The organism is Algibacter sp. (genome assembly GCF_049667265.1).
Classification (GTDB): Bacteria; Bacteroidota; Bacteroidia; order Flavobacteriales; family Flavobacteriaceae; genus Algibacter_B.
Genome location: NZ_JBATHX010000072.1, coordinates 1 through 9,610 on the forward strand (window position 1 = coordinate 1; position 9,610 = coordinate 9,610).

General features: G+C 31.5%; 8 protein-coding genes, 1 tRNA gene and 1 pseudogene. 3 read left to right on the plus strand and 7 right to left on the minus strand.

The features are described 5' to 3' along the window. Window positions 1–342 (plus strand): annotated as a pseudogene (locus tag WBN21_RS02695) (amidohydrolase family protein); the annotation flags it as partial. Beyond that, window positions 342–986 (plus strand): O-methyltransferase, encoded by a 645-nt coding sequence (locus WBN21_RS02700; RefSeq protein WP_424197761.1) that lies wholly within the window; start codon window positions 342–344, stop codon window positions 984–986. The pseudogene WBN21_RS02695 and the gene WBN21_RS02700, both read left to right, overlap by 1 nt. 13 nt (window positions 987–999) lie before the next feature. On the opposite strand, the gene WBN21_RS02705 is transcribed toward WBN21_RS02700, so the two are convergent. The 6 genes from WBN21_RS02705 to WBN21_RS02730 all read right to left on the minus strand — a co-directional run bounded on the left by WBN21_RS02705 (window position 1,000) and on the right by WBN21_RS02730 (window position 8,498). After that, window positions 1,000–3,267: an ATP-binding protein gene (locus WBN21_RS02705; protein WP_424197762.1), complete on the minus strand. Its 2,268-nt coding sequence runs from the start codon at window positions 3,265–3,267 to the stop codon at window positions 1,000–1,002. Between the two features lie 125 nt (window positions 3,268–3,392). Then, a complete protein-coding gene (locus WBN21_RS02710; RefSeq protein ID WP_424197763.1) occupies window positions 3,393–3,680 on the minus strand; it encodes a Sec-independent protein translocase subunit TatA/TatB in 288 nt (95 codons plus the stop codon). 105 nt (window positions 3,681–3,785) lie between these two features. Further along, a complete protein-coding gene (locus WBN21_RS02715) occupies window positions 3,786–6,047 on the minus strand; it encodes a M1 family metallopeptidase (protein ID WP_424197764.1) in 2,262 nt (753 codons plus the stop codon). A 107-nt stretch (window positions 6,048–6,154) separates the two neighbouring features. Further along, the gene (locus tag WBN21_RS02720) at window positions 6,155–6,658 is read right to left on the minus strand and encodes a DUF6702 family protein (protein ID WP_424197765.1); all 504 of its coding nucleotides are present in this window, start codon (window positions 6,656–6,658) and stop codon (window positions 6,155–6,157) included. A 67-nt stretch (window positions 6,659–6,725) separates the two neighbouring features. After that, on the minus strand, window positions 6,726–7,601 hold the full coding sequence (locus tag WBN21_RS02725; RefSeq protein ID WP_424197766.1) for a hypothetical protein: 876 nt from the start codon (window positions 7,599–7,601) through the stop codon (window positions 6,726–6,728). Between the two features lie 96 nt (window positions 7,602–7,697). Continuing rightward, window positions 7,698–8,498 carry a carboxypeptidase-like regulatory domain-containing protein gene (locus tag WBN21_RS02730; protein WP_424197767.1) on the minus strand — a complete coding sequence of 267 codons (801 nt, stop codon included), beginning with the start codon at window positions 8,496–8,498 and terminating at the stop codon, window positions 7,698–7,700. A gap of 111 nt (window positions 8,499–8,609) precedes the next feature. Between WBN21_RS02730 and pepE the strand changes: the two genes are divergently transcribed. Further along, window positions 8,610–9,317: a dipeptidase PepE gene (gene pepE / locus WBN21_RS02735; protein ID WP_424197768.1), complete on the plus strand. Its 708-nt coding sequence runs from the start codon at window positions 8,610–8,612 to the stop codon at window positions 9,315–9,317. A 181-nt stretch (window positions 9,318–9,498) separates the two neighbouring features. Here pepE and WBN21_RS02740 read toward each other — a convergent pair. Beyond that, window positions 9,499–9,571: transfer RNA gene (locus WBN21_RS02740), tRNA-Gly, on the minus strand. Between the last annotated feature and the right edge of the window lie 39 nt (window positions 9,572–9,610).

Consider the following 9,610-nt stretch of genomic DNA (forward strand, 5'->3'; position numbering starts at 1 on the left):
AGACCCGATTTATTTGAAGGCAAGCACCACCCAAGAAAAGCTGTCGGGCATAAAAATATATTCTTTGACACGCTAGTTCACGATACTGGTGGATTAGAGTTATTGATTAGAAATCATGGCTCCAAACAAGTTATTATGGGACTTGATGATCCGTATCCTTTGGGCGAAATGGAAAGTGACAAACAATCATCTTACCCAGGGAAAATATTAGATTTGGCTGTTGAAAGGAACATTATTAATAAAACTGAATATGACGATATTTGGGAGCAAAACGTGATTCAATGGCTATGTGGTGATGATGAGTCGGCTAAGCAAAAATTAATAAACAGAATTTTAAGTTAATGCATTTTATACCTGATGAGTTAGATGATTATGTTGTTAAACATTCTGAGGATGAACCAGAATTATTACAACAATTAAACAGGGAAACCTACCAAAAAATTTTACAACCTAGAATGCTAAGTGGGCATTACCAAGGCAGAGTTTTAAGTATGATTTCGAAACTTGCTCGTCCTAAAAACATATTAGAAATTGGCACATACACCGGCTATTCTGCATTGTGTTTAGCTGAAGGTATGCAAAAAAATGGTGTACTACATACTATCGATATCAATGAAGAATTGATTGATTTTCAGCGTAAGTACTTTGAAAAATCAGGTTTAGGAAACCAGATTCATCAACATTTAGGCGATGCTCTGGATATTATTCCTGAACTCGACATTGGTTTTGATTTGGTTTTTATTGACGCTGATAAAGACAACTATGCAAACTATTTTAATATCATTATTGACAAACTTAATCCAGGCGGAATAATTCTATCTGATAATGTTTTATGGAGTGGCAAAATTCTAGACAAAACATTTAAAAAAGATGATACCTCAACACCTGCATTGATAGCCTATAATGCCATTTTAAAAAATGACAAACGGGTTGAAACTGTTGTTTTACCAATTAGGGATGGCTTAACAATAAGTCGGAAACTATAGTCAAATTACAACCTTATGAAACTTGTGCATTTAAAAGTGTTTTCTTCTTGCTGTTTTGGATGCAATCATTAATTGTTTGGAAGAACTCATAATTATCAAAAGGTTTTGTAATAACTTCATTATAACCAATTTCTAAATAATTTTGCTTCACCTCTTCAATATCTGCTGCCGTTAACGCTATAATTGGAATGTTTTTATTAAACTCTCTTATAATTTCCGTGGCTTCATTACCATCCATTATTGGCATATTAATGTCCATGAGAATCAAATCATATACTTTATTTTTTGCTTCATATAGTGCATCTTTACCATTTTCAACGATGGTACATTTATAATTCTGTTTTTCTAATAATTTTTTGGTAACAATCTGATTAATTTTATTATCCTCTGCTAATAGTATTCTACATTCATCATGAGGGTTTACTAAACTTTTAATTTTGTTTAAATTCTGTTCTTGTAATTGATTCTCTATTTGAATGTCAACTTTTTCAAAATCAATAGTAAAACTAAACTTAGTTCCTACACCTTCTTCACTTTCAAGCTTAATTTCACTATCAAATAATTCAATTAGCTTTTTTGTTATTGAAAGGCCAAGTCCAGTACCTTGATAGTTTATATTACTATCTTTAAGTTGCGAAAAATTATCAAAAACACTTTCAAATTTACCTTTAGGAATTCCAATTCCATTATCTTCAACTTCAAAACCAAGGCTTACTATGTCACCCTCTGTTTTCAATAATTTAACTCTTAAATCGATATTACCATTATTTGTAAATTTGATACTATTACCAACAAGATTTATTAAAACTTGAGATAACCTTACTTTATCACATTTAATTACTTCTGGAACATCATTATCTATTGAAACTTTTAAATGATTGTTTGTTTCTTGTAATTTATAATCAAAAGAATTTACAATATTTTCAAGTGTTGCATTCAAATTAACGGACGTGTGTTTTAATTCTATCTTATTGGATTCAATTTTACCAAATTGAAGAATATCATTTATTAAATTCAAAAGATAATCTCCTGAATGTTTTAATGATTTAATATACTTTTTATCTCGTGTACTTAAAGTGCTATTTTCTAATAATAGAGAAGTAATACCTACCACCCCATATAACGGTGTTCTTAATTCATGCGAAACATTTGAGATAAATTGAGTTTTTAATTCTGAAGATTTCAAAGCCTCATTTTTTGCGATTTCTAATTGTTTGTTTCTTAATTCTAATTTTGAACTCATTTTTTGCTTAGTAAAATAGCCAAAACATATAACCACCAATGAAATTAATAAAAGCAATAATGCTATAACAACTATAATATTTACTTTTTTGATTTTGTTTGCTATTTCAATTTGAAGTAGTCGTTCTGTATTAGCTTTCTCTGCATTATTCTTATAATCTTCGATAAGAAATTTAGAATTTATAATTAAATTTTGTCTTAATTTTTCCTCATTTAGAAACTTATCTTTATAACTATTGTGCTTTAATAAATTTAAAAAAGCATCCGCATTATTACCCGATTTTGCTAACGACAATGATAATTGTTTATAGACTTTACTTAAAAGCATATAATCAGGATCATTCACATTTTCTTCTAATAAATTAATGGCAATTTTAAATTTTGAATTAGCATTATTATAAAGCTCTTTATTAGTATAATAAGTACCATATATATAATTATAATAACTTTCTTTATTTGTGGTTACACCATTATTTTTAGTATAATCACCTGCTTTTAATAGATTCAAAAGTGCTTCTTCAAATTGCGCTGTACTAATGTAAAGTTCAGCAAGGTTTAACCTAATTTCAAATTCAACATTATTTAGAGGCCCTTCTTCAGATGATCTTTCCAAATTTTTAGTTGAAGTAAACTTTAAAGCGTCCATTAAATATTGTCGGGCTTTTACAAAGTTATTCTCTTCTCTATATAATTCGGCTAAATTTTTATTGACACTAGCAATTAGGAAGTTATCGTTAATTTGTTTTGCTCCCTTTAAAGATAAAAAATAGTACTCTTTTGCAGACTCATAATTTTCCATCAAATTATAAATATTTCCAATATTATAATTGGCGAACGCACTTCCATAAGTATCTTGGATAGAATCTGATAAGGTTTTGGCAATTATAAATTCTTTAAACGACTTTACAATTTCTTTATTTTTAAAAGAAACTAATGCGGAAGAGTTAATATTATCAATTTCCTTAATAATATCTCTATCATTATTACCAAAAGAAAAAATGGCAATAGATAGAAAACTAACAAGTAGGATTGCTTTCATGTTTTCAATAATTAGATTTGGGATTGGAAAGGTATTTAAAGAAGGCTACTACCTATAACAAACTCGTTAAAAAGCAAGAAAAATTGACTAATAGATGAACTACGTATCGGTGAATAGTTGAAAGGCTAAAATTTACGTTTTACGGAACCTGTAAAATCTTCTATATTATCTTTAACCTTATTGAGTTCTTTTTTTACATCTTTGGTGATGCTGGTATCAATACCATTTTTTTCGGCAGATTTGGTGATTTCACTTTTAATATCGTTGGTAGCGTCTTTAAGAGTGCGCATGCCTTTACCTAAACCACGAGCAATTTCTGGTAATTTATCGGCACCAAATACCATAACGGCAATAAATAGGATAAACGCTATTTCACCACCGCTAATAAATAAGAATGTTACTTGTTGTATCACAGTACAAATATAGTGAGTTGTTTTTATTTTACCATTTACTAGCTACATTATTAATATAAAAAAAGCCGATTCTTACAATCGGCTTTTTTTTAAAATAGGATATTACTAATTTTTTATTTTGTCTTTAAACTTTTCAAAACTATTAGCCTCATCTTTTTTAGGCCATGAATTATTTGAAGTATCAACATCGGCAGTTTCTTGGTCTGGATCAATTGTTATACTCGTTATAGCCTTATCAGTTCTAAATACTTTACTTACCTCTTTATCATTATATCTCCATATTTCAGCTGGGAACGTTTTTCTTTCAACAGTTCCGTCTTCATAAGCAATATCAATAATTATAGGCATTACTAATCCGCCTGGTTTTTCGAAAGTTACTTCGTAAAAATATTTTGGTGCCGATTTTAATTGTGCCTTTTCTGTTTCTGGCAAACTTGCTATATAGTCAGTTAAAAACGTAAAATCTGACACATTTTTAGCTTCCTCCGGAATCGTGTTATCTACACCTTCAGCATAAAATATTAATCTGTTTTTATATTCTTCTAAATCCATATTATACCTTTTGGCAGTTTCTCTTGCTGCATCATTAGGTTTATCAGATAAATAGAATTGTTTAACGCCTTTAACCCCTATATCTGTATAGTCTGTGGTGTAAAACCAACCTCTCCAGAACCAATCTAAATCCATGGCAGAGGCATCTTCCATCGTTCTAAAAAAGTCTTCAGGAGTTGGGTGTTTAAACATCCAACGCTGAGAATAAGTTCTAAACGCATAATCAAACAATTCTGGTCCCATAATAGTTTGTCTTAACATGTACAATCCTGCTGCTGGTTTAGTATAAGCATTTGGACCGAACTGATACACATAATCACCGTGGGACATAATTGGTGAAATATTACTTTGATCGCCTCCCATATAAGGTACAATGTCCTTTGGTAGGTTTCCTGTTATAAAATTCGGGTCGTAATCAAGTTCAGCTAAGGTTTCAACAAACGAGTTTAAACCTTCATCCATCCATGTCCATTGGCGCTCATCGCTATTTACAATCATTGGAAAAAAGTTATGACCAACCTCATGAGTTATTACTCCAATCATGCCTCTTTTTAATCTTTCAGAATATGTTCCATCTTCATTTGGACGTCCATAATTGAAACAAATCATTGGATATTCCATACCTTGTCTTTCAGAATGCACCGATATAGCTTTACTATATGGATAATCAAAAGTTAGTTTAGAATATTCTTCTAATGTATTTGCTACAACTCTTGTAGAATGCTCTTCCCATAACGGGTTACCTTCTTTTGGATAAAGCGAAATAGCCATTACAGCACGGCCATTAATATTTACTGCCATAGCATCCCATATATATTTTCTTGAAGATGCAAAAGCATAATCTCTAACATTATTAGCAATAAAATGCCATGTTTTTTGTTTAGTACTTCTAGTTTTTCCAGCTTCTACTGACTCTTCTTCTGTTACAATAAAAACAGGATCTTTAAAAGATTTTTCAGCTAATTTCAAACGCTTTTGATGCTCTTTTGATAACACATCTTTTGGGTTTTGCAATTCACCTGTAGCTTCTAAAATATGATCTGCCGGAACTGTTAACTTCACATCAAAATCACCAAATTCTAGTGCAAATTCACTACGTCCCCAAAACTGCATGTTTTGCCATCCTTCAACATTATCATACACACAAAGCCTTGGATAAAACTGTGCAATCGTATAATTGTTATTACCATCGGGGAAGGTTTCTAAACCAGAACGACCACCGTCAGCATTAATATCATTTATATTATAGTGCCATTTAATACCAAACTTAAAAATTTCGCCAGGAGCTAAAGGCTTAGGTAAATTAATGCGCATCATGGTGCGATTAATAAAATGAGACAAATCAGAACCATCGTCATTTTTCACATATTCGATATTAAATCCGCCATCAAAGCGTTCTTTCAAATTTGCTTTTGTGAATGATCCTGGTCCATTGAAAGCGGCATTAAAACTTTCTGGTGCCGCATCAGGAGTTTTAGAATCTTTAGCACGCATATTTTGATCTAACTGAATCCATAAATACTCCAAATGATCTTTAGAGTTATTATGATACGTTATTTTTTCATCACCAAAAATTTGATTTTTATCTTCATCCAAACGAATGTTCATCACATAATCTACCTGTTGTTGTGTGTAGGCATGACCTGGAGCACCTGAAGCCGTTCTAGTTTCATTTGGTGTTGCCAAAACGTCTTTCATTTGTCTGAATTTGTTCTGATCTGTATGACCTTGAGGTTTTTCTTTAGTTTGCTCCTGAGCAAAAACGCCAGAAAAAAGGAATACAAATGACAAGAACAGGTACGTGTGCTTTTTCATAGTTTATTAATTATATTAGAAAAAAAAGTGTTTTTCCTAACTTTCGTTAGAAGATTGTTATAAAATGTCGTCGAAAATACTAAATTACGTATTCAAATTTCATTTTTTTAGTTAAATTTTAACAAAGCATTAGGATTTCCTGAAGTAAGAATGAAACTCTTATTTTTCGAATTAATGTTTGTTTTTACAATATTCTGTTGGTCCTTTTGTAAATCAAATAAAACGGTATTTGAAATAAAAAAAGTTTCAATATGCTTTACATGCTCAACTTCAAGATAACACCTTACTATATCTCCCTCATATTCTTTACCAATAAAATTAAACGTAACATCTACATTATTAACCTGTAACTTAATTTTATCTTGTAAATACCTATTCATATAACTGTCAATTATTATTTCATCATCGTTAACATCAAGGACAATAGCTTCATCATAATTTGACTTTAAAGCACTTTCAAAATCGTCAATAAAAATTCTAGAAACAATTTGAAGCGATTCCTTATCCTCTATATAGTTTACCTGAGTAACACTTATATAATATTTATGTATAGCGGTAAATGCAAATAATGGAATTATAAATGCAATTATTAAATATTTAAAACGCTTCATTTTCATGATTTATAGGTTGAATAAAATAGTTCTTTTACAGCTAGTTCAAAAAGCATTCCAAGAATTATTATTTTTTAGAAGCGTTATAATTAGCCAAGTATTGTTTGTATTTCATTCTTAAAAAAATCAAGATTTTAAAATCTGTTTGATTTTCGCATATTTTAATAAAATTCTCGTCGTCTGCGCAGAAATAAAAAAAATCCATTTTTAATGCCTCATCGAGTGGATTTGAAGCGAAAAAATCTTTTGATAGCCTTGATTTTATACTTTGCATTAAAGTTTCTCTGGTTTCAATATCCACTCTTTTTTTTAGCATTTTAGTACGACCGCTAAGTCCATTTATTATTGGGTTTAATGGCACGCCACCAGCCAAAAGACCTAAAAGCATTTTAGGCTTAAAAATACCTGCTTCACTTAAACGTCGTTCACTCTGTGTTGCCGGTGTTCCTGTATAACCAGGAATACCCACATCGTAAAAATTAATGGGTGCTTTACCTTCTACATTCGTAATATCGGCCATCAAATCACCTGATAATAGCTTGCCAACAACAACCTCGTCCAACTCGTTTATCTGCTCGTCCAAGAATACAAAAACGGCCTTATTTTTAATAATATTTTCTGAAACAACTATTTCCTTTAGCTTGTATTGAATGGATGAAAACGATAAGATATCATTCAATTTTGCAGTAATACTAAAATGGCCTTCCTTATCTGTGATGGTAAAAACTTGAGCTGTTTTATTTATAACATGAATATTTTCAATATCAGAAGTACTTTCAACCCTGCCTAATATTTCTATGGATTGAGAAAACGTATTTTGACACCCGATAAAAAGGAACACCACCAAAAACCTCTTCATTTTTAGCATCCTGATGTTTTCAGATTGCCCATAAATAGGAAGTGCCAAGGAATCAAAAAGTATAACAAGTAATTCTCTACTCAAATGGGTTAAATTAGAGCGTAAAGAAAGGATATCAATTCTTAAAGAAAATGTAAATAGGCTTTAATGTTTTGTTAAAAGTAGGAATAGCAAAGGTTTTTAGTTTTTTTCATTTTTGAATTCAATACTTTTTTTATGTAAAAGTTCTAGAAAATCCATTTCCTTACCATAGTTAAGTAATGAGAAATCAAAATCGTCCCTTTCAACAAAATGAATAAACTCTTCCACGCGATGCTCAGGAATGTTAAAATTATCAACCAAAAATTCAGACCCGAAATAATGTTTAATGGCCTCAATAGGCACCTCAGGAACACCAGCTTTTTCGGTGTTTTTCACTTTCGATCTAAACAATGGCAATAATAATTGATCGACCACATTCACAATATTTAACCCATTAACCATAGGTAAATGTTGCCTATCAACAGTAACATTAGCGACCTCCGACTTATAATCCTTCTCAAAATCATATTCCTTACTATTTTTAACACCAAAGTATAAAGCATCTAACTGAGGTTTAAAAGGTTGCGTTTCCTCTAAATCGGTATTTAAATTTCCTGAAAGTCCTTTTGTAAAAACAATAACCTCATCTAGCTTATTAATCTCTTCAATTAAAAAGAGTTTCATTCTTTTGGAGTTCATTATCGCTTCATTAACCTTAAAACTAATATTTTGATATTGCAGGGCACTCACTTCAATATTATCATTTAGGCCTACTTTCAATTTAAACTCACCATTTTCGTCAGTAACCGTTCCTGTATTTGAAGACGTATTAAATATAGTTATTCCATAAATATCGCTACCTTCCACTATAATTTTACCTGAAACCTCAACCCTAGTATTTGTTTGAGCAAAACCATTTACAACATTTAAAAAAGCAAAAAGGAGAATCAAATTTTTCATAGTATTTTTATTTATTAAATTACTACTTTTATTCCAAATTTTAAAGAAAAAATTACAAAATATCGGGCGATATTATTTTTAGTTTCTATTTTCAAAAAAATTCATTTACTAATGCGAAACATTATTATTGCAAGCACCTCAACCATTCACGGCAGCGGATATTTAGAATACCTAATTGATGATTTAATAGCATTTTTTAAAAATACTAACACCATTATTTTCGTGCCCTATGCACGACCAAGTGGCATATCGCATGATGATTATACCAACATTGCAAAAAAAGCTTTTTCTAAAATTAACAAAAAAGTAAATGGCATACATGAATTTGAAAGCCCTATTGAAGCTATTAATAATGCGGAAGCCATTTTTGTTGGAGGCGGTAATACCTTTGTTTTAGCAAATCAAATACACAAAAACAACATCATGCAACCATTAAGGCAAGCTATACAAAGTGGCACGCCCTATTTGGGCACAAGCGCGGGCAGTAATATTTGCGGCTTAACTATAAAAACCACAAACGATATGCCCATTGTATATCCGCCAAATTTCAATGCCTTAGGCTTGGTGCCATTCAATATTAATCCGCATTATTTGGATCCAGGTCGCGATAGCAAACACAAAGGTGAAACCCGCGAAACCCGAATAAAAGAGTTCCATCATTTCAATACCCAACCTGTAATTGGCTTAAGAGAAGGCAGCTGGCTACATGTAAACAACAACTCTATAATTTTAAAAGGAAACCTAACGGCAAGGGTTTTCGAATATAACAAAGCGCCATACGAAGTGGCACCTAACAAAGAATTAAATCAATTAAAATAAAATAATTTGTGCGTCCCCTAAAAGGGCCGGGCTATCCGTTACAAGTCCTCGCACCTCCTGCGTCGGGCTGTGGGCTTTCCACTACTATCCCTCACGCGGTCAAACCAGCTAAAGTCAATTACTTTTTCCAACTAACACATATCCACATAAAAAAAGCCTCATATTTCTATGAGACTCTTTGAGCGGGAGACCAGGTTCGAACTGGCGACATTCAGCTTGGAAGGCTGACGCTCTACCAACTGAGCTACTCCCGCTTTTAAAGGAAATTCCAATCCCGAGTGTTCGGGAGAAAA

Bases quoted from the DNA above. Each gene is read 5' to 3' on its own strand.
- WBN21_RS02715 (WP_424197764.1), bottom strand. From the start codon at position 6,047: ATGAAAAAGCACACGTACCTGTTCTTGTCATTTGTATTCCTTTTTTCT.
- pepE (WP_424197768.1), top strand. From the start codon at position 8,610: ATGCGAAACATTATTATTGCAAGCACCTCAACCATTCACGGCAGCGGA.
- WBN21_RS02705 (WP_424197762.1), bottom strand. From the start codon at position 3,267: ATGAAAGCAATCCTACTTGTTAGTTTTCTATCTATTGCCATTTTTTCT.
- WBN21_RS02730 (WP_424197767.1), bottom strand. From the start codon at position 8,498: ATGAAAAATTTGATTCTCCTTTTTGCTTTTTTAAATGTTGTAAATGGT.
- WBN21_RS02700 (WP_424197761.1), top strand. From the start codon at position 342: ATGCATTTTATACCTGATGAGTTAGATGATTATGTTGTTAAACATTCT.
- WBN21_RS02720 (WP_424197765.1), bottom strand. From the start codon at position 6,658: ATGAAGCGTTTTAAATATTTAATAATTGCATTTATAATTCCATTATTT.